The organism is Robinsoniella peoriensis (genome assembly GCF_000797495.1).
Lineage (GTDB): Bacteria > Bacillota > Clostridia > Lachnospirales > Lachnospiraceae > Robinsoniella > Robinsoniella peoriensis.
This window is the reverse complement of sequence record NZ_JTGN01000006.1, coordinates 434,854-456,630: the sequence shown is the minus strand read 5'-3', so window position 1 is coordinate 456,630 and position 21,777 is coordinate 434,854. Positions and strand designations below refer to the sequence as shown.

Below are 21,777 nucleotides of genomic sequence, written 5' to 3'. Positions count from 1 at the left end.
CAGTATCGCAGACAGGCCTGCGATATGCAGAAGGGATAACTATGGGAATAAAGGATAAAAAATTACATATGATTGGGAATGCTCATCTGGATCCGGTTTGGCTCTGGAAGTGGCAGGAAGGGTTTCAGGAGGTTAAAGCGACTTTTAAATCGGCGCTTGATCGTATGAAGGAAGATGAGAATTTTATTTTTACATGCAGTTCAGCAGCTTTTTATGAATGGGTAGAAAAGAATAATCCGGGGATGTTTGCGGAAATTAAAAAAAGGATAGAAGAAGGGCGCTGGGAAATTGTTGGCGGATGGTATATTCAGCCGGACTGTAATATTCCTTCCGGTGAATCATTTGTAAGACAGGGATTGTATGCACAAAGATATTTTAAAGAAAAATTTGGAAAGACAGCGGTCACTGGATATAATGTGGACAGTTTTGGACATAATGGAAATTTGCCTCAGATCCTTAAGAAAAGCGGTATGGACAATTATGTATTTATGAGGCCGATGCCTCTGGAAAAAGGGCTTCCGGGGCGCACTTTCTGGTGGGGGTCTGAGGATGGTTCTCAGGTACTGGCTTACCGGATTCCGTATGAGTACTGCACCTGGGGAAAAAATCTGGAGAAATATACAGAACGTTTAAAATGTGAGCTGGAAGATGGGGAAGATAACCTGATGATGTTCTATGGTGTAGGCAATCATGGAGGGGGACCCACGAAGGAAAATATAAAGAGTATCTATGAACTGAATGCCAGAGAAGATATGCCGGTTATGGAAATGGGGACAACGTCTGGGTTTTTTGAAACTATCCGCAGCAATGGGAAAAAATATCATCAGGTAACCGGTGATCTTCAGCATCATGCAAGTGGGTGTTACAGTGTGATGTCCAGAATCAAACGTGAAAACCGCAGGGCTGAAAATCTGCTGCTGGCGGCAGAGGCATGGAGTACGATTGCAAATAAGGTAGAAGGCCAGGCTTATCCGGATGATTTTGAGACGGCATGGAAAGGGGTTCTATTTAATCAGTTCCATGATATTCTGGCTGGAACCAGTATTCCGTCTGCCTATGAGGATGCGTCTTATCTCTATGGACAGGCAATGGCGATTGGGCAGAGGAATCTCAATTATGCAATTCAGGCGATATCATGGGATATTAATATTGAAGAAGATGTGACAATGAAGCCCATTGTAGTATTTAATACACATCCTTTCCAGGGGAGAATGGTGATTGACCTGGAGGTACGGGGACTTAATAATGACCAGTTTAAGCTTACGGACAGTGAGGGAAATGTAATTCGTGCACAGCGAATACAGTCAGAGGCTGCAGTTAATGGGCAGTCAAGACTTTTATTCACCGCAGAACTGAAAAGTATGGGCTATGAAGTATTTAAATTGTACCTGAATATAGAGGAAGCGCCGGCATTTGATCATGTGAAAGTAACGGAATATACCCTTGAAAATGACCGGTATTTTCTGGAATTCAATCCGGTAAGCGGATGTATGAAGCAGCTGTTTGATAAAAAATCTGACCTTGAGGTACTTAGACGAGAAGGTGGAAGGCTTGCTGTGATTGAGGATAAATCCGATACCTGGTCTCATAATAAGTTCAAATTTGACAAGGAAATCGGGGATATGAAGGCCGTATATCTCCATGTGCTGGAGGATGGACCTGTTCGTTCAGCACTGCGTATTAAGTATAAATACAATCAGTCCTATGTGATTTGTGATTTTCGGCTGTACAAAGACCTGGACTATGTGGAAGTAAAGACAGTGGCAGACTGGAGAGAGCCTCAGACGATGCTGAAAGTGAAGTATCCGGTAAGATTTAATTTCCGTAAGCCTACTTATGAGATTCCATATGGTTATATTGAAAAGAGTGCCAACGGAGAAGAAGAGCCGGGACAGACCTGGTTTGATTTTACGGGAGAGCATTTTGAAAAAGGTAAAATGTATGGGCTGGCAATTGCAAATGATGCGAAATACAGCTATTCTTTTGATGTTGATGAGATGTGTCTGACAATATTGAAAAATTCGGTATTTGCGCATCATGATCCCAAACAGCTGGAAGAAGGCATGGAGTATAAATTTGTAGATGAAGGTATTCAGGAATTTACTTATCTGCTGCTGCCTCATGAGGGCACCTGGAAAGATTCAAAGATTGTAGAGCATGCAGCAGCTCTGAACCAGAAACCGTTTACCGTTATAGAAACTTTTCATCAGGGCAGCCAGCCTCAGAAACAGTCGTTCATGGAACTTAAGAGTGACCATGTGGCAGCCGTAGTTATGAAGGAAGCTGAAGATCAGGACGGAATTATTATCCGGGCTTTTGAAACAAAGAAACAAAAAGGAATGGCCACGCTTATGGTTCCTTTTATGAACAGGGAAGTGGAACTGAATTTTACTCCATGTGAGATTAAAACGGTTAAGATCCCATACGATATTTCCGCGGAAATTACAGAAGTTAATATGCTGGAATATGAGTAGACAGGTGTTATAGTATGCCGTGATAGGAATAAATAGGTTTTATAATATGCCGTAATAGGAATAAATAGATTTTATAATGTGCCGTAATAGGAATAAATAGGTTTTATAATATGCCAGAACAGGAATAAATAGTGTTATAATAACCCGGGGTGTGGAAAAGGCTGTGTACAAGTTAGACCTGTCTGAAATACACCATGATAAATTATAACGAATGTCAGGAGATAAAAAAATGCCATATACAGTAGTAATTGCAGATGATGTTACAGGAGCAAATGATATTGGTATTATGTACGGGAAATCAGATCTGGAAACGATCGTGTACAGCTATGGAGATGGGAAGAAGTCCGGTTATGATGAGGGTGAAGTGGTCATCATTGATACCGATTCCAGATTTGATACTTATCAGGATGCTTACAAAAAGGTATATGATGCGGTCAGCCATGTAAAGAATCCCCAGGTAAAGCAGTATATTGACAAGCAGTGTTCCGTGTTTCGCGGAAATATAGGGGCAGAATTTGATGCTATGCTGGACGCTCTTGGGGAAGAATTCGCAGTAGTGGTTCTGGGATTCCCGGATAACGGAAGAACCACCATTCACAGTGAGCATTATGTGCATGGGGTACTCCTTGCCGATTCGCAGTTTAAGCAGGATCCGGTACATCCGATGACCAAATCAAGCCTGGTTGAAATTCTGCAGGAACAAACGAAAAGGAAAGTGGGCGCGGTTACTTATGAAGTGACAGAGCAGGGAAGTGAGGCTGTAAAAAAGGCAGTAGATGAATGCCGGAACCTTTATAATTATGTGATTATGGATGTGCGGAATAATGAAGATCTTGGGATTCTGGCTGAGGCACTTTTTGATGAGAAAATTATTTGTGGAAGTTCCGCTTTATCAAAATATCTTGCAAGAATATATGTCAAAGGACAGTCAAGAGTGCCTGTCTCAGAAACGAAAATAGAAGAGGTGGATAAAAGGATCTTGTGTATTGCAGGTAGTCTGACACCTCAGACCACGGCTCAGACTTTATATATGAAAAAACATGGATATCCGGTAATTGAATTAAACACAAAGCTTTTATTTGATGACAGGACAAAGCAGCAGGAATGTAACCGGGTATCAGAGGCGGTAAAAAAGGCATATGAAACAGAAACTTTTGTTATGCTTCATTCCATGAACTCTGTGGAAGACGTAGAGGAGACGAAGCGGATTGCGGCAGTGCAGGGGATAGATAACACGGCTGTTTCTACCCTGGTATCCGGTACGCTGGCGATGATATCGGAGCAGGTAATACAGAATTATGAAATTCGAAGGATTATCGTGTGCGGTGGAGATACCAGTGCGTCCTTATGCTCCAGTCTGAGTATCCGTGGAATGCGGATTTTAAAAGAAATTGAGCCAGGACTTCCTACATGCCAGAGCATAGATCGCCCATATTATAAAATGGTATTGAAATCAGGGAGCTTTGGTACGGAAGAATTTGTGGAAAAAGCAATGAATATGCTGATATAGCATAGTAACTTGGGCATATCGCAAGCAGGCTTGCGATATGCATATTTGAAAGGATGAAAGCAGTATACCAGGACTGCCTGCTGTACTGTAGTGGGTAAAATGCGAACTTGGTTCGCATTGCTTATTTGGGAATAGCACAAGCCTGCCTGCGCTATTCATGGGGGAAAAGGATGAATATTTATAATCATATTGCACAATTAATAAAACGTTATCCTGTATTACAGGCGTGTGAATCCGAAATATGGTCGGCATTTACTAATATACGGGATTCCTTTCGGACAGGCGGAATGCTTCTTGTCTGCGGCAACGGAGGAAGCGGGGCAGATTCAGAGCATATCGTGGGAGAGCTGATGAAAGAATTTGCAATCAAACGGCCATTGTCAGATGAAATGAAAGAAAAGTTAAAAAATGCATCCCTGGAAAATGGAGAATTATTGGCGGAGCATTTACAGGGGGGACTACCTGCAGTGACTCTTACCAGTAACATCGCCTTATCTACGGCGTTTGCCAATGATGCAGTACCAGAGTTGGTATTTGCACAACAGGTTTGCGGGTATGGGGATGATAAAAGTGTTCTGATGGGCATCAGCACCTCCGGAAATTCTAAAAATGTCATTTATGCAGTGGAAACTGCAAAGGCACTGGGAATGAAAACAGTTGGCATGACTGGGGAAAAAGGCGGCGGGCTGAAGGAATTGTGCGATGTATGTATCTGTGTCCCGGCGGTGGCAACACCAAATATTCAGGAACTTCATCTTCCTGTATACCATACAATCTGCATGATGCTGGAGGAGGAATTTTTTGGATGAGTTATTTGGCAGGAATTGATATTGGCGGTACTAAGTGTGCGGTTAGTATTGGAAAAACCACGGAAAAAGACGGGATAGAGATCTGTTATAAAGAAAAATTCCCTACTCCTGATACTCCTGAGTCGGCAGTACAGAAAATGGCAGATACCCTTGCTTTTATGATAGATGCCCAGAAAGAGATAGATCTAAAAGCCATTGGGATCAGCTGTGGAAGCCCACTGGATTCTAAAAAAGGAATTATTATGTGCCCTCCGAATCTGCCCAATTGGGATCATATAGACGTTGTTACTCCGTTTGCCAAACGTTTTGGCGTTCCGGTTCAGGTACAAAACGATGCAAATGCATGCGGGCTGGCGGAATGGCTGTGGGGAGCGGGAAGAGGCACAAGGAATATGATATTTCTGACATTTGGTACCGGTCTTGGAGCAGGGCTGATACTGGATGGAAAGTTATACTGCGGAACCTGTGATATGGCAGGCGAGGTTGGACATGTGCGCCTGTCAGAGGACGGACCGGAAGGATACGGCAAGAAGGGGTCCTTTGAGGGTTTTTGCAGCGGAGGCGGAATTGCAAGGTTTGCAGTACCCTATATTGAGGAGTGGATCAGGAACGGCAGACAGACGCAGATTTTACCCCCGGGTAAAATACCGCAGGAGATTACCACAGCGGACATCGGTACGGCAGCCGGCAAAGGAGATGAACTGGCACTTGATATTTTGAAAAAGGCGGGAGAAAATCTGGGAAAAGGTCTTTCTGTTCTAATTGATATTCTGAATCCGGAAAGAATTGTAATCGGAAGTATTTATCTGCGCCAGGAAGATATCCTCAGAGAACCCATGATGGAGGTAATCCGCAGGGAAACATTATTACAGAACCGGCAGGTATGTCAGGTAGTACCGGCAGGGCTGGGAGAACAACTGGGGGATTACGCCGCGTTATCTGTAGCAGGTAATCTTCTGAGGCTTGACAATTCATTCATTTAATTATGAACAGCGCAATAAGACAGGAGGTATTCGATTGAAAGTAAAAGATCCGCATTTTATATTAGAGAAGATCCGCAAATACATTGATGAAGATATCTGGCCCACCAGATACCGTGATGTTGTGGAACTGGACGAGTGGAAATATATAGAGCATCATATGGATAACCGTATCAATGATGCCTGTGATATTAATTATGATGACAGCGGCTGGCAGGATTTCCGTTTATGGGATACCTGGGGCGGATATGACAAGGTTGCCTGGTTCCGTACCAGTGTGAAAGTTCCGGAATCCTTTATGGACAGCCAGCTGTGTCTTAAGCTGTCGGTTGGCCCCCGGGATGGGGGAGAATCTACAGCGGAGGTTTTGCTGTATATCAATGGCAGGCCTGTTCAGGGAATTGATATCTGGCATGAGGAAGCCTTTCTGGATAAAGAAGTGTTTCAGGGCAGTGATACCCTGCATATTGCATTGAAAGCATGGAGCGGCGTTCTAGTACCTCCCAGGATGCGCACCTTTAAGATTGCGCAGCTGGTAAGGATGGACATGCATACAGACCGTTTTTACTATGTAATAGATACGCTGCTGCGATGTGTGAAGCTTTTAGATGAGGATGATTTGCGAAGAATAAAGTTGACCCAAGTATTAAATGATACATTTTCCAGAGTGAATTTTCTGGAATATAAATCAGAAGGGTACTATAAGTCCATTGGAGAAGCACTGGCATTTGTACTTGAACAGCTGGAAAGGTATGCAAAGGTGGAAGAAATAAAACCTACGGTATATGGAGTGGGACATTCCCATATTGACATGGCTTGGTTATGGAGGCTTTGCGCCACCAGGGAAAAAGCATCCAGGACATTTTCTACTGTACTAAATCTCATGAAACAATATCCTGAGTACCGGTTTATGCATACGTCTCCGCAGCTGTACAAGTTCCTGAAGGAAGACTATCCTGAAATTTATGCGATGGTAAAAGAAAAAATTGCAGAAGGTCAGTGGGAAATCACTGGGGGAATGTGGGTTGAACCAGACACCAATATTCCTTCCGGAGAATCACTGGTTCGGCAGTTTGTCTATGGAAAGCGTTTTATAAAAGAAGAGTTTGGACAGGATACGAATCTGGTATGGCTGCCGGATGTCTTTGGATACTCCGGTGCGCTGCCCCAGATTATGAAAAAAGCAGGAATGAAGTATTTCATGACGACTAAGATCAGCTGGAACCAGTACAATCATTTTCCGTATGATACTTTTAACTGGAAAGGAATTGACGGAACCAGTATCTTTACGCATTTTATTACAACACCGGAAGACGGCTCCTGGTTCTATACATATAACGGGCATATGGATCCGGAGGAAGTGACCGGGGTATGGAAGAACTATAAAGATAAGGATAAAAATGATGAGCTTTTAATTGCCTTTGGATGGGGGGATGGCGGCGGCGGACCAACAAGAGAAATGCTGGAGCAAAGCCGTGTTATGAAAAATATTCCCGGAATTCCAAGAGTAGAGATGGATTCGGCAGAGCACTATTTCCAACGCATTTACAGCCACGTGGATCATAACGGGCTGGGAACCTGGGATGGGGAACTATACTTTGAACTGCATCGGGGTACCTATACCTCGCAGGCTGCCAATAAAAAGTTCAACCGGCAGTCCGAGGTGCTGCTCCATAATATTGAATTCCTGTATAGTATGTCAGATATTCTCAGCGGAGGAGACTGCTATCCCCGGAAAGCGCTGGATGTGATCTGGGAGCGGGTTATGTTAAACCAGTTCCATGATATACTTCCCGGATCATCGATTCGCCAGGTGTATGAGGATACCACCAGGGATTATCTGGAAATAGCGCAAAAAGGCAGGGAGCTTAGCAGGCAGGTACAGACAGCGCTTATGGCGGAGATCAAGGTGAGCCCCGATTCCATCGTAGTGTATAATACTACCGGTTTTTCAAGAGATGATTTATTGTTCCTGCCCTATGAGGAACCAGAAACTGGCAGCAGAGTCCGCTACGCCGTCGATTCGGCGCTTTGCACTGATGCAAATATCAGGCACTCTATTCACCCAAACTTACGCAACGATGTATCAGGTAGTCAGGCAACAGAATTTTCATATGAATCTGAAAAGCTTGTAAGCCAGCAAACAGAAGAAGGTCTGCTGATATATATAAAGGATATTCCTGCTTATGGATATAAAATAATTAAATATTCTGCAAATCCAAAGATGGAGGCTCCTGCTTTACCATGTGTCAGGGTCACGGAAACATCTATGGAAAATGCCTTTTACCAGATAGAATTAAATGAAAATGGTGAAATTTCGTATTTGTATGATAAGGAAAACGGACGCAAGGTCAGCTGCGAAACTCCGATGAATCTGCTGCAGGCATACGAGGACAAGCCTCAGCGTTTTGATGCATGGGATATCGATGTATATTACAAAGAAAAACCATATGAACCATTTCAACTGGTAAAGACGGAAGTGGTGGATCAGGGTGAGATAAGAGGTGTCTTACGGCATGTTTGGATTTTCAACCGTTCGGTGATAACCCAGGATATGATTTTATATCACAACAGCAGAAGAATTGATTTTAAGACAACAGCAGACTGGAAAGAAGAACAGGTGCTCCTGAAGGTTTATTTTCCTGTGGATGTGCATTGCGAAGAAGCGGTGTATGAGATACAGTTTGGAAATATTAAGCGTCCAACCCATACGAATAATGAATGGGATTTTGCAAAATTTGAGGTATGCGGACACCGGTGGGCTGATTTGTCGGAAAGTAACTATGGTGTATCCATTCTGAATGACTGTAAATATGGTTATGATATCCACCAGAACACCCTGGGACTTTCCCTGATCAAATCTGCTGTGCGTCCGGATGAAACAGCAGACAGGAAAATTCATGAGTTTACCTATTCCCTGTATCCTCATGCCGGCTATGTAACTGAATGTGAGGTACAAAAGGAAGCAATGATGCTTAATATGCCGCTGTTATATTCTGCTGCAGCAAAAAATGAAGAAAAAGCAGGTGAATCTGTATCTGAGAAAGGAACTAACGTGACTTCTTTCTCATTGCTAGAGACAGACTGCGGTCATATTGTGATTGATACGGTTAAAAAGGCAGAAGCAGAAGAGGCTTATATAATCCGGCTTTATGAATTTAAAAATGCAAAAGAAACAGGTGTCCGGCTGAAATTCAATATTCCAGTGAAACGGGTGGTGGAAACTAATCTCTGCGAGGAAGAGATGCAGGAACTTAAAGTGAGAGGCAATGAGATCGAATTTGAGATTGGGTGTTTTGAAATTAAAACATTTAAGATTTATATTTTGTGATACTCAGAAGAAAGAAGAGGAATCGATAAAATGAAGAAAGAATATATGAGCAGCCGCCAAAGAGTGACAAATGCAATTGAACACAAACCGGTTGACCGGATGCCAATCGATCTGGGGGTACATTTTTCTACCGGAATTTCAGCGTATGCTTACTATGAACTTCGGAAATATCTTGGACTGTCTGCTGATAAGATCGAGATGATTGACTGCGGGCAAGGGCTTGCCAGGGTTGATCAGGATATTTTGGACAGATTTCACATAGATACCATGCTTCTAAATCCCCCCTGGGAGAAGACACGCAAATGGAATCCCCGGGGAGCGTATGAGTTTCTGGTGCCTGATAATTTCAATCCGGTTAAGCAGACAGACGGGGGATATCGCATGAATTCCCCGCAGGGAAAGATGTATATGCCTGCGGGTGGATATTTCTTTGATGGGATTTGTCCGGATTTTTATGGATTTTCAAGTGAAGAAGATAAATGGGAGTTGTTTGGCAGGAGAGCAGAGGAAATTTATAAAGAAACAGATAAGTTTACTATGGTCATGGGATATGGTGCTTTTTTCCATGGTTTGGAGTTTGCCTGCGAGATGTTATTAGACCCGGAGTCTTGTAAGTACCAGAATAAAACTCAATTGGGTAAAAATATAGCGAAATTTGACCGTATGAATCAGAGGTTTGGAAAATATATTCAGGCGATTGAGGTAAACAGTGATTTGGGAATGCAGAATGCACCTATGTGCTCACCGGATAGTTATGAGGAATGCTGCCTGCCGTATCTGAAAGCTTTTTGCAGACATGTACATGAAAACAGCGATATTAAGATTTTCCTTCATTCCTGCGGATCTATTGACGCACTGCTGCCGGATATTATTGAAGCTGGTGTTGATATCGTCAATCCGGTTCAGATCTCTGCGGATCATATGGAGCCCGGTCATTTAAAAGAGGCGTATGGAGATTCCATTTGTTTCTGGGGCGGAGGATGTGACACACAAAGTGTGCTGTGGCAGGGAACACCGGAGGAAGTATCTGCTCATGTGAAAAAGAATATAGAGATCTTTGCCAGAGGAAGCGGATTCGTATTTAATCAGGTACATAATATTATGGGAAATGTTCCGCCTGCAAATATAGCTGCCATGCTGGATACTGCATATTTGTGCGCGATAGAGGATTAAGAGGAGGAGTCAGATGGAGATTTCATTATCAAATCTTAACTGGCAGGTAAAAGGGTATTGGCCATATGTGCCGATCAAAGAAAAAAGCATGGAAACTGGTCAGACGCTGCATGGTGTTACACCATGGATAGATGCAAAAGTTCCGGGAGGTGTACATTATGACTTGTGGAAAGCAGGATATATTCAGAACCCTTACTATGCGAGAAACAGCCTGAATTGTGAGTGGGTGGAGAACCGCTGGTGGATGTACCGCACGGATTTTGACGGACAGTCTGGCTGTGAAGACCTTACTTCAGAACGGGTATTCCTGGTGTTTAAAGGTATGGATTATGAAGCAATGATCTATTTCAATGATGAACTGCTGGGTACCCACAAAGGAATGTATGAACACAAGCGCATTGATCTTACGGGCAAAATAAAGGAACATAATAAACTGGTAGTAATATTCAAAGGAATACCTTCTGAGATGGGCCAGATCGGATATACCTCAGCCACATCCACCCAGAAAAGCCGGTTTAATTATAAATGGGATTTTTCCACACATCTGGTTAATATCGGTTTCTGGCAGGATGTGGTTCTGGATATTGTGGAAGAAGCGCAAATAGAGGATTTGTTTATCCGTACCGATATGGAAGATGATCTGGGAATGATCCGGGTATCGGGAAAAGTCTGTACCAGTAGGAATAGAGAAGAAGCACAGAGGCTCTCTGTGAAAGTCTGTATAGGATCGCCAGGAGATAAAAGCAGCAGTGATGTAAGATGGATACGGGAACATGAAATGCTGGATGAGGATAGTGTGTCCGCAGATGTTTTGACGGAAGTGATGGAGGAAGATCCGCCGTTAAGAATAGAAGAAGTCAGTCTGAATGCAGATGGAAGTTTTGATAAGCCAATTGTAGTTATAAACCCTCAGTTATGGTATCCTAACGGTGAGGGAGAACAGCCCCTTTATCCGGTTACATGCAGTGTCCATGAGGGTGAAAACCAATTATATACCTGTACAAAACACGTGGGAATCCGCTCCTTTACATATGCACATAATGAAAGAGAACATGCCGGTGCATTGCCCTATACATTTGTTGTGAACGGTAAGAAAACATTTGTGAAAGGCGTCAATATTACCCCCCTGGATCATATTTACGGCAATGTAACCAGAGAGCAATACGCGTATTTGATTACAGCCATGGTAAATGCGGGAATAAATATGGTTCGTGTGTGGGGAGGAGGTCTGATAGAAAAGGAAATATTCTACGATCTCTGTGACGAAAACGGCATTCTGATCTGGCAGGAATTTATCCAGTCCAGTTCCGGGATTGACAATAAGCCCTGCGAGGAAGCAGCTTTTTTGCAGCTGTTGGAAGCAAATGCAAAAGCTGCGGTACTGGAGAAACGCAATCATACCGCACTTATGGTATACAGCGGCGGAAATGAGCTGATGGAAGAGGCAGACAGACCAGTTTCTGCTGCTAATAAAAATATAGCGCTGTTAAAATCCATTGTAGATACTTATGACGGTACCCGTCTGTTTCTGCCCACGTCTGCGTCCGGACCCCGGGAATTTATAACCAGAGAAAAAGGCGTCAGCCATGACGTACATGGAAACTGGAGATATGAAGGAAATCCGGAACACTATGAGTTATACGGACAGTCTGATAATTTGTTTCACAGTGAATTCGGCATGGATGGTACCAGCAGCGTGAAAAGCCTGGAAAAGTTCCTGCCCGAAGAGTCTGGGAAACCCACGCTTATGTCCGGGGATCTGAACTGGCAGCACCACGGTGAGTGGTGGGGAACTTATCTGCGTGATGTGGAGATGTTCGGAGAGATAGCAAAAACAAAGGAGAACCTGATGCTGTTTACGAAATGCAGCCAGTTTATGCAGTCTGAAGGACTTCGCTTTATGATTGAAGCGGACAGAAGGCGTGCGTTTCAAAACAGCGGTACGATTATCTGGCAGTTAAATGAGCCTTGGCCCAATGCCTCATGCACAAATCTGATTGACTATTACGGGGAAACGAAATCGGCGTATTATCAGGTTAAACGGGCATATGAAAGACAACATATTACTATGACGTATCGGAAATTAAACTATGCTCCTAACGAAGAAATCAAAGAAGATATCGTGGTGTCCAATTCCGGCGAAGGATTTCTGGCCGAGGCAGAAGTGCTGGTACGGGTAATCTCCGGTGAATTGATTTCAAGGTTCGCTTTGACCGGAAATATTCTGAAAAACGGTTCTTCTGTCTTAGGGAAAGCAGTTTTTCATGCACCGAAAGAGCAGGGTATCTTCTTTGTAACCGTCAGGCTGAGAAACGGCAGCAGGTTCTTATCAGAAAACACTTATATATTTAGCAGCCTGGAGAAAGAGATATTAAAGCCTCTTCGGGGAGGTGCGGGAAAAGTGGAAGTCCGGCATTCTGAAACGAAAAAGCTTCGAAATGGCAGATTGGAAAAAACACTCGTATTAAAAAATACCGGAAAAGAAGCAGCAGCAGAGGTTGGAATTGAATTGGTAAGAGATGACTATTACCTTTTAGGAACAGATAATTATGTTCTGCTGTTTCCGGGGGAAGAAATAAAAATGCAGTATTTATTGATTCCCAAATTTGCCGGAACCTTTTTGGAGGTGGAAAACCTGAAGGATACGGATGGTGGAAAGAACTGGGATATAAGAGTGACGGTGCTGCAGAGCGTGTTGGAAAGGTGTGGAAAATGAAACAGGACATAATAAAGATACTTTTAAAAATCAGATGTCAGAAATCCGGGGAACATGTGTGGGAGTGTTCCGGTAAGAGCGAGCGGGATGGAGAACAGATCTATTTATTTGAAGAAGATAAGGGAAGGGCAGAAATAACTATCAGAAAACACGGAGAAATCTTAGCGGGTTTTCTGAGCCTGAAATTAGGGAATCAGCCGTTTCGGGAAAATGATAATCTGGAGCTTATAGAGCCTGTTACATTGGAAATAGAATTAGCACAAAAACCCAGGGCGGTTACAGCCATGTATCTGCATCGTGATTGGTGGACCAGACCGGAATTTACAGATGATCTTGGAAAAATCCCGGACAGAACACAATCCGTTTTTATGGAATATGATGACGGAGCAGGTTATCTTCTCCCTTTATCCGGAAATCAATTCAAAGCTTACGCAAAGGGAGAAAAGAAGGGCATTCTTTCACTGACGATGACCTCCTATATGGCCGGAATGAATCAGCTGTGTGAACCCGTATTTTTAATGACAACGGGAAAAGAGCTGTATTCTGCGGTAAATAGCGCATTTGATGAAGCAGTTAAATTAAAAGGAATACCAGGAAAAGAAAAAAAGAATTATCCGGATATGTTCCAGTATCTAGGGTGGTGCAGCTGGGATGCTTTTTACACCGATATTACAGAAGAAAAAGTGCAGGAAAAGGCAAAAGAGTTAAAAGAAAAAAATGTTCCGGTAAGATGGATGCTTATGGATGACGGATGGTTGTCGGTGCATGACCAGCGGCTCTACAGTATGGCTCCGGAGACAGAAAAATTCCCCCGGGGATTTTTAGAAATGACGGCTGAGATTAAACGTAATACTGATATTAAATGGTTTGGGGTCTGGCATGCTTTTGGCGGTTACTGGGGCGGCATTGAGCCGGGCAGCCCTCTGGCTGAGGAAGAAAAGGATAATCTGTTTTCTACCACCAATGGAAAGCTGCTGCCTTATCCGGAAGCGGAGCGGGGATATGGCTTTTTCAGGGACTGGTATGAACAGCTTCGCAGGGACGGGATAGATTTTGTAAAAGTAGACGGCCAAAGTGCTGTGAAAAATTATTATGAGAATGACCGGCCTGTTCCATTGGCTGCAGCACAAACTCATATGGCACTGGAAGGTGCTGCCGCTGCTTATATGGGAGGCAGACTTATTAATTGTATGGGTATGGCTATGGAGAATATCTTAGGACGCCAGGGATCTGCGATTTCACGAAACAGCGATGATTTTGTCCCGGATCATGAGGATGGATTCAAAGAACATCTTCTGCAAAATGCATACAATGCTCTGTACCATGATGAATTATATTATCTGGATTGGGATATGTTCTGGACTTCACATAAAGATGCCGGGAAGCATGGTTTATTAAGAGCGATCAGCGGAGGCCCTGTATATTTCAGCGACCGGATTGGGGAAACGGATGGCGAAGCAGTGCGGCCACTTGTTTATCGGGATGGAAGAATATTGAAAATGGACCGGGGAGCCAAGCCATCTCCGGATTGTATTTTTACAGACCCGCAAAAAGAGGGGTTGTGTAAACTTACCAATGTCGGAGGATGCGGAGAAAATCGTAAGGCGGGGGTGATTGCTGCATTTAATATCAGCCCGGGATGCCAGAAAAGCACCATTTCTCCGGCAGATATTTATGATCTGAAAGGAGATCAGTTCCTGGTATATGATTACTTCAGACAAGAAACGATGGTTATCGACAGAGAAGAGAAGTTAGAAATAACTGTGGAGTCAGAAGGGACTGCATTTTTTTTGATTCTGCCTTATCAGGAGGATATCATCTTCTTTGGCCTGCTTGATAAATATATTAGTTTTCATTCCATAATGGAGGTAAAACACGACACCCATATGACAATGGCAGTTTTGAGACAGGGCGGAAAGGCAGCATTTTATTCCGAAAAGAATATATGCAGGGTATTAGTCAATGGAAAAGATCAAACAAACCAGCTGGATCACCAGGGATATATGTATCAGATTGATTGTATGCAGGAAGTGGGAACCGTGATTTTGATGATTGAAACAAAAGATGCGCTATAACGTGTCAGCTGGGAAATCCAGATCAGACCATAAGCATTATAGGTTCTATTGAAAGAGGAGGGATTTTGTGTATATAGATGAAAAACAAGCATTGGTGAATATCTGCCGTATGCTTTATGAGCGGCAATTAGTAACTGCATGTGATGGCAATATCAGTATGAAGGTGTCTAAAGATCATATTTTACTGACACCTTCGGGAATGAATAAAGGTCTGTTACTGCCGGAATATATCATGGTGCTGGATCTTTTGGGCAATACCCTGGAAGGAAACGGGCGAGCCTCAAAAGAATATCCGATGCATCAATTGATCTATCAGATGAGACCGGATGTAAATGCTGTGATTCATACTCATCCGGTCTGCGCAACAGCATTTGCACTGGCAGGAATAAATATTCCGGACAATTATCTGATTGAAACCAGAATGATGCTGCCGGATATTGCGCTTGCAGAGTATGCAACGCCAGGGACACGTGCGCTGGCAGATGCGATAGAACCCCATGTATCTGTTTCCAATGCAATTTTGCTTAAAAATCATGGTGCGTTAACGTATGGGAAAGATCTGATAGAGGCCTACAATAAAATGGAGGTTTTGGAAAGCATATCCAAAACAATCATTATGTCTAAGATTCTGGGGGAACCCCAGAGCATTCCGGAGTGAAGGGAAATAAGGTTGAAAAAATTATGAATGGAAAGGAAGCCACGGTATTGATTCTTTCAAACACGCTATATTGTGGAAGTATTGCAGGCAAGCCAGCAATATGCAACGGGTATAAAAATGAATAATAAAATAATGCTGATTACCTATGCTGACAGCTTTGGTAAGAACTTAAAAGAGTTAAAAGAAATGCTGGATTTGTATTTTTCGCAGGAAATAGGCGCGATTCATATTCTTCCGTTTTTCCCATCTACCGGAGACAGAGGATTCGCGCCTACTACCTATGAAGAAGTGGAACCGGCATTTGGCAATTGGGACGATATTCATGCGTTGTCTGAAAATTATGAGTTAATGTTTGATTTTATGATTAATCATCTTTCCAGACAATCTGCCCAGTTTCAGGATTTTATAGAAAAACATGATAAGTCAGAATATAAAGATATGTTTATCCGCTTTAAAGAATTTTGGCCGGAAGGAGAGCCTTCTACGGCAGACGTAGCAATGCTTAATAAGAGGAAAAACCATGCACCCTGTGAGGATATCACTTTTCGGGATGGTACGCATGAAAATATCTGGTGTACTTTCAGCGAAGAACAGATGGATTTAAATATGGAATCATCAATTACCTGGGAGTTTATAGAGCGTTCCCTCCGGTTTTTAATGGATAACGGTGGTGCGTTGATTCGTTTGGATGCATTTGCCTTTGCTACAAAGAAATATCAGACTTCCTGCTTTTTTATAGAGCCTGAGATGTGGGAACTTATGGAACGGGTACAAAAGATTCTGGATGAAAAGCATATTCCGATGCTTCCTGAAATTCACGACCATTATAAAGTACAGATGAAAATCGCGGATAAAGGATATGCGGTATATGATTTTGCCCTGCCGGTGCTGGTGCTGCATACACTATATACAGGCAGTGTCAAAAGGTTAAAACATTGGTTTGAAATCTGCCCGCGTAATCAATACACTACGCTGGATACTCATGATGGAATCGGAACAGTGGATGTGGAAGATTTACTGAGCAGTGAAGAGCTGGAACATGTAATAAAGGTAACAGAAAAGTGCGGTGCAAATTTTAAAATGGATTTTTCTGCAAAAGCAAATGAGAAACCGGTGGTATATCAGATCAACTGTACTTACTATTCGGCACTGGAATGTAAAGATAATGCTTATCTTCTGGCTAGAGCCATCCAGTTTTTCGCGCCTGGTATCCCGCAAGTATATTATATGGGGCTTCTGGCGGGAGAAAATGATTATGAATTAATGAAAAAGACAGACTTCCCAAGAGATATCAGCAGACATAACTATACAGTTGCGGAAGTCAAGCAGGAGGTGCAAAAGCCGGTGGTAAAAGAACTGTGCAGGCTTATGCGGATCCGGAATGAATACAGGGCATTTGATGATATTTTTTGTGCTGAAGAAACGGCAGATGATAAACTTAGGATAATAAGGGAAAGTAATGGATGCAGAGCGGTGCTGGATGCAGATTTGAAGACAATGAAATTTTGTATTATTTGCGATGATAGCAATTATAATTATGTGAGTCAGTAAGGAAATACGCCGAAGTTACGGCGCAATAATAAATCAGCGGCATACATGGCAATTTCTGAAAAATCCTGAACCATGAAAATGGAAGTAATCGTAGGATCAAAAGCTTGGAAAATCTGATCATCATCAAAAGAAGCGGCATATTTGTTACATTTATGCAAAAGAAGGGGAACTATGAAACTAATGAATCATCTTTACATGGTGGCAGGTGTATCTCTGTCCCATTCCTTTGATGCCACAGCATATCTGATCGAGGGGGATGCGGGACTTTACCTGTTGGACTGTGGCACGCCGGATGGCTTTTTCAGGATTACAGAGAATATCAGATTACTGGGATTTGCGCCTGATGATATCCGGTATATTTATGGAACCCACGGGCATTACGATCATGTTGGAGCGGCAGCGTTATTTCAGCAAAAATATAAATGCAGGGTGATGATTCATGAAGCAGATGCCTGGCAGGTGGAAACGGGCGATCCGATCCTGACCACAGGTGAATTGCTTTATGGCAATCCATTTCCTCCCTGTATAGTAAATGGGTACCTAAAGGATGGTCAGCAGATAAACTTTGGAAACCAGATAACAATGACAGTGGTACATACACCAGGGCATACAAGAGGAAGCGTCTGCTTTGCCTTGGATTGCGCCGGTTATCAATTTTTAGTTGCAGGGGATACGATCTGGGGCGGCTTTAGTGAACAGATTGGGTCTGATGCAAAGCTTTGGATGGAGAGCCTGGATAAGCTCACTGCAATGCATTTTGACGGATTTAGTTTCGGGCATGTTGGGGCAAATGTCATTACAGATGCCGATAGAAGGATTATGGATGCAAAGCGGCAGTTTGGTGTATATTATAATCCCTGGTTTAAGCCAATGAAGGAAGAGTTTCGGTACTAGAGCGTGTTTTAAAATTGCTTTCTGGCAGCTGTGCGTCACAGTTTGTGGGAGATTTGTCCCGGATGAAGGGCGCGTAGCGGGCTACGTAACCTGAATTCGGGGCAAATATGCCGCAAAGTGGGGCGTGCAGATGGCAGGAATGAATTTTCAAACACGCTCTAGTGTAAATATGCCACTATATAGCACCTGCTATCCGCGCCAGTTGACGGAGCCCAAACCAGTTTCCCGCACCCATTTTTCTGTACACTACCTATCATTTACAAAGCGTCTTAATCAGCTTAACCCAAATGCAGTTCACAGACATAATCATCAACAACGAATAAAGAATTCGTTAGAAAGACAGAGATTGAAAATGGGAAATAAAAAAGAAATATTTTCAAACAGGCAGTTGAAAGCATTGATTATTCCTTTGATTCTGGAACAGATACTTGGAGTCACGGTAGGAATGGCGGATACCGTTATGGTGTCCGGTGTGGGAGAAGCAGCGGTATCCGGAGTTTCGCTGGTAGATTCCATCAATATATTATTGATTAATATTTTTGTATGCCTGTCAACCGGTGGTGCAGTTGTGGCTGCGCACCGGCTGGGCGAGAAAAATACGCAAAGAGCCTGTAAGACTGCAGATCAGCTGCTGTTAGCCATAACGGGTATGGCATCTTTGATCATGGTGATATCACTGATTGGAAATCGATTCATTCTTGCATCCATTTTTGGAAATGTAGAAAAGGCGGTAATGGAAAATGCAGTAGTTTATTTTTACCTGACTGCATTGTCATTTCCTTTTTTGGGGATATACAGTGCAAGCACGGCATTGCTGCGGTCTATGGGGAATTCAAAAACAGCAATGTATACCTCTATATTGATGAATATCATGAATGTAACCGGAAATGCAATACTGATTTTTGTATTTCATATGGGTGTATTTGGGGTTGCATTTTCCACTTTATTGTCCAGGGCGGCAGGAGCTGTGATTATGCTGGTGATTCTTCATGACCAGAAGAAAGACATACATTATGAAAGGCATTTCCGACTGGGGTTTCAACCTGGAATTATTAAGGATATTTTGCGGATAGGGGTTCCTACCGGGCTTGATAACTGCATCTTTCAGATTGGAAAGATTCTGGTACAAAGCCTGATTGCCGGATTTGGCACCGCGGCGATTGCTGCCAATGCTATTGTAGGTGTAGTAGCCGGCTGTGCAGTTATTCCGGCATCTGCAGTAGGAACTGCGCTGATTACCGTGGTGGGACAGTCTGTGGGAGCAGGGGCCTATGACGAATCCAGGCGTTATACAGTTAAACTGATAAAGTATGCTTATCTATTCATGGCATTGCTGAATATAGGCATTATTCTCATGGCAGGTCCCATTGTGGGAATCTATCATGTGTCCTCGGAAGCTTCTGTGATGGCAAAACAAATCGTTATATTTCACAGCGTTTGTGCAGCACTTCTCTGGCCCCTGGCATTTTCCCTCCCCAATGTACTAAGGGCATCTTTTGACGCTCCTTATACAATGGTGGTATCCATTGGTTCTATGTGGATATTTCGGGTAGGGTTTAGTTATCTGCTGGGACTGCATTTTGAAATGGGGCTCCTGGGAGTATGGGCAGCTATGGCTATCGACTGGCTTTTCCGGTCAATATGCTTTGTGTATAGGGTGAGAACTGGGAAGTACTTGAAAAATGTGAAATAGATGTTTAGTTGAGTCGGGCATTCGCTGAAAATCCGGAAGGCTTTCGCAGCTCAATGCCCGTTTAGCAACCCATGGGAGCCAGTCGGATGCTGCTCTAAAGCGTCTTCAATCAGCAACCCCTAATCAGCAAAATGCCTATCAAAATTATAGAACTGATTAGTAAAATTGTGAATATATTTTCCAGAACCGATCATATGCTTATTGAGTATTATGTATTTCCTAATTTAAATTCCCGATTTGAAATCCAAATTTGAAATCAGATCTGATTTCCAGATTTAATTTCAAAAAACCACTTGACAAATGTAAAATTAAGGATATAATAGCTAATATCATACTAACTTGATATACTTAATAGGTTATATGGGATTAGAAAAGTATGAAAGGAGAATTCACATGAATATTCGAAGAAACCAAAATCAAATATACATAGAGGAGGCACGAATGTGCCGATGTTGTTCCTGTCAGGTGCACTGCTGTATTTGCATATGAAAGTTAAGAGGTGGATGAATGGAAAAAAAGAAAGTGGATTCTTACGGACAGAGAGATGATATAACAAAAGTTATACAGGCAATTGAGTCGGTGCAGTATGGTGCCGTTTCGGTTATCATCCAGGATGGACGAATCGTTCAGATTGAAAAAAATGTAAAAGAAAGATTAAGATAAACTGACCAGTCAACTGGAGGTTTCGGAAAAAATTATTTTCGAAATCTCCAGTTTTTTTGTACAGTACTGCAGTTTTCAATATAGAAAGAGAGGGGATAAATTATGAAAAATGAAAAGAAGAGTGACTTAGCAATAAAAGGAAGAAAGATCAGATTGACGATGCTATTAACAACTATTTTATTATCGGCAGCAGCACTAACGGGCTGCCAAAAAGAAGCTTCCAGTGCAGAGGCGAAAGAGGGATCGAATACGGAGAAGATAGAACTCACGAATGTTTCCTATGATCCAACCAGGGAATTGTATGAACGTTATAATGAGGCTTTTGCAAAATATTGGAAAGAAAAAACGGGTCAGGAGATCGAGATTACACAGTCGCATGGGGGTTCCGGAAAGCAGGCGAGGTCCGTTATTGAAGGTAATGAGGCAGATGTGGTTACACTTGCACTGGCAGCAGATATTACAGCAATTCAGGATGCAGGACTGATTAAGGAAGGCTGGCAGAGTAAGCTGCAGGATAACAGTGCTCCTTATACATCCACCATTGTTTTTCTCGTAAGAAAGGGAAATCCGGCACAGATCAGCGGATGGCAGGATCTGATCAAGCCAGATGTAAAGGTCATTACACCAAATCCCAAGACGTCAGGCGGAGCCAGGTGGAATTATCTTGCAGCATGGGCTTATGCAGAGAAAACTTATCAGGGAGATGAGGAAAATGTGAAATCGTTTATCAAAAAGTTATATGATAATGTGCTGGTTTTAGATTCGGGAGCCAGAGGCGCAACGACAACATTTGTGGAAAACGGGCAGGGGGATGTTCTTCTCGCCTGGGAGAATGAAGCATATCTGGCGATGAAGGAACATCCTGATGAATATGAATTAATTACACCGGATATCAGTATCAAAGCGGAGCCCCCTGTGGCAGTAGTGGATCAGACGGTAGATGAGAGAGGAACCAGAAAGGCAGCTCAGGCCTACCTGGAGTACCTCTATTCAGAGGAGGGACAGCGGATTGCCGCCGAAAATTACTATCGCCCTTCAGATGGGAAAGTTGCTTCTCAGTATGGGAAACAGTTTAATCTGAAAATGAATCTGGTTACCATAGATGATAAGATCTTTGGCGGTTGGGAAGAAGTACAGAAGAAACATTTTGATGACGGTGGTATCTTTGACCAGATCTATGAAGCAAATTAAAATGGGGATCTGAAACGGCAGAAGACCAGAGTGTGACTGAAATTTATGATATCAGGATT

General features: G+C 42.9%; 14 protein-coding genes and 1 pseudogene. 14 read left to right on the top strand and 1 reads right to left on the bottom strand.

The window, feature by feature from the left end:
- Nucleotides 1-41: 41 nt before the first annotated feature.
- From QR40_RS14715 to QR40_RS14665, 11 genes are all read left to right on the top strand, one after another.
- Nucleotides 42-2,474, top strand: coding sequence for an alpha-mannosidase (locus QR40_RS14715; RefSeq protein ID WP_044295761.1), 2,433 nt, complete (start codon nt 42-44; stop codon nt 2,472-2,474).
- A 229-nt stretch (nt 2,475-2,703) separates the two neighbouring features.
- Entirely contained in the window at nt 2,704-3,984 is a 1,281-nt protein-coding gene (locus tag QR40_RS14710; protein ID WP_044295759.1) for a four-carbon acid sugar kinase family protein, read from the top strand.
- A 170-nt stretch (nt 3,985-4,154) separates the two neighbouring features.
- A complete protein-coding gene (locus tag QR40_RS14705; protein ID WP_027292401.1) occupies nt 4,155-4,793 on the top strand; it encodes a D-sedoheptulose-7-phosphate isomerase in 639 nt (212 codons plus the stop codon).
- Nucleotides 4,790-5,776, top strand: coding sequence for an ROK family protein (locus tag QR40_RS14700; RefSeq protein WP_044295758.1), 987 nt, complete (start codon nt 4,790-4,792; stop codon nt 5,774-5,776). Before QR40_RS14705 ends, QR40_RS14700 begins: the two co-directional genes overlap by 4 nt.
- Before the next feature lie 34 nt (nt 5,777-5,810).
- The gene (locus QR40_RS32305) at nt 5,811-9,104 is read left to right on the top strand and encodes an alpha-mannosidase (protein WP_044295753.1); all 3,294 of its coding nucleotides are present in this window, start codon (nt 5,811-5,813) and stop codon (nt 9,102-9,104) included.
- A 30-nt stretch (nt 9,105-9,134) separates the two neighbouring features.
- A complete protein-coding gene (locus QR40_RS14690; protein ID WP_044295752.1) occupies nt 9,135-10,277 on the top strand; it encodes a uroporphyrinogen decarboxylase family protein in 1,143 nt (380 codons plus the stop codon).
- A 13-nt stretch (nt 10,278-10,290) separates the two neighbouring features.
- Nucleotides 10,291-12,993 carry a glycoside hydrolase family 2 protein gene (locus QR40_RS14685; RefSeq protein WP_044295751.1) on the top strand — a complete coding sequence of 901 codons (2,703 nt, stop codon included), beginning with the start codon at nt 10,291-10,293 and terminating at the stop codon, nt 12,991-12,993.
- On the top strand, nt 12,990-15,068 hold the full coding sequence (locus tag QR40_RS14680) for a Sip1-related alpha-galactosidase (protein ID WP_044295747.1): 2,079 nt from the start codon (nt 12,990-12,992) through the stop codon (nt 15,066-15,068). Before QR40_RS14685 ends, QR40_RS14680 begins: the two co-directional genes overlap by 4 nt.
- Before the next feature lie 67 nt (nt 15,069-15,135).
- Entirely contained in the window at nt 15,136-15,726 is a 591-nt protein-coding gene (locus tag QR40_RS14675; protein WP_052430868.1) for a class II aldolase/adducin family protein, read from the top strand.
- A 117-nt stretch (nt 15,727-15,843) separates the two neighbouring features.
- Entirely contained in the window at nt 15,844-17,277 is a 1,434-nt protein-coding gene (gtfA, locus tag QR40_RS14670; RefSeq protein WP_200889756.1) for a sucrose phosphorylase, read from the top strand.
- A 171-nt stretch (nt 17,278-17,448) separates the two neighbouring features.
- Entirely contained in the window at nt 17,449-18,171 is a 723-nt protein-coding gene (locus QR40_RS14665) for an MBL fold metallo-hydrolase (protein WP_044295745.1), read from the top strand.
- 52 nt (nt 18,172-18,223) lie between these two features.
- Here QR40_RS14665 and QR40_RS33745 read toward each other — a convergent pair.
- Nucleotides 18,224-18,280 (bottom strand): annotated as a pseudogene (locus QR40_RS33745) (hypothetical protein); the annotation flags it as partial.
- Nucleotides 18,281-18,523: 243 nt separating this feature from the next.
- Here QR40_RS33745 and QR40_RS14660 point away from each other — a divergent pair.
- From QR40_RS14660 to QR40_RS14655, 3 genes are all read left to right on the top strand, one after another.
- A complete protein-coding gene (locus tag QR40_RS14660; RefSeq protein WP_044295744.1) occupies nt 18,524-19,864 on the top strand; it encodes an MATE family efflux transporter in 1,341 nt (446 codons plus the stop codon).
- Between the two features lie 507 nt (nt 19,865-20,371).
- On the top strand, nt 20,372-20,527 hold the full coding sequence (locus tag QR40_RS30930; protein ID WP_081820097.1) for a YezD family protein: 156 nt from the start codon (nt 20,372-20,374) through the stop codon (nt 20,525-20,527).
- 102 nt (nt 20,528-20,629) lie between these two features.
- Nucleotides 20,630-21,718 carry a sulfate ABC transporter substrate-binding protein gene (locus QR40_RS14655; RefSeq protein WP_081998921.1) on the top strand — a complete coding sequence of 363 codons (1,089 nt, stop codon included), beginning with the start codon at nt 20,630-20,632 and terminating at the stop codon, nt 21,716-21,718.
- Nucleotides 21,719-21,777: the final 59 nt, after the last annotated feature.

Coding starts and splice junctions, on each gene's coding strand:
- QR40_RS14665 (WP_044295745.1), top strand. CDS start 17,449: ATGAAACTAATGAATCATCTTTACATGGTGGCAGGTGTATCTCTGTCC.
- QR40_RS14690 (WP_044295752.1), top strand. CDS start 9,135: ATGAAGAAAGAATATATGAGCAGCCGCCAAAGAGTGACAAATGCAATT.
- QR40_RS30930 (WP_081820097.1), top strand. CDS start 20,372: ATGGAAAAAAAGAAAGTGGATTCTTACGGACAGAGAGATGATATAACA.
- QR40_RS14705 (WP_027292401.1), top strand. CDS start 4,155: ATGAATATTTATAATCATATTGCACAATTAATAAAACGTTATCCTGTA.
- QR40_RS14680 (WP_044295747.1), top strand. CDS start 12,990: ATGAAACAGGACATAATAAAGATACTTTTAAAAATCAGATGTCAGAAA.
- QR40_RS14700 (WP_044295758.1), top strand. CDS start 4,790: ATGAGTTATTTGGCAGGAATTGATATTGGCGGTACTAAGTGTGCGGTT.
- QR40_RS14715 (WP_044295761.1), top strand. CDS start 42: ATGGGAATAAAGGATAAAAAATTACATATGATTGGGAATGCTCATCTG.
- QR40_RS14710 (WP_044295759.1), top strand. CDS start 2,704: ATGCCATATACAGTAGTAATTGCAGATGATGTTACAGGAGCAAATGAT.
- gtfA (WP_200889756.1), top strand. CDS start 15,844: ATGAATAATAAAATAATGCTGATTACCTATGCTGACAGCTTTGGTAAG.
- QR40_RS14685 (WP_044295751.1), top strand. CDS start 10,291: ATGGAGATTTCATTATCAAATCTTAACTGGCAGGTAAAAGGGTATTGG.
- QR40_RS14660 (WP_044295744.1), top strand. CDS start 18,524: ATGGGAAATAAAAAAGAAATATTTTCAAACAGGCAGTTGAAAGCATTG.
- QR40_RS14655 (WP_081998921.1), top strand. CDS start 20,630: ATGAAAAATGAAAAGAAGAGTGACTTAGCAATAAAAGGAAGAAAGATC.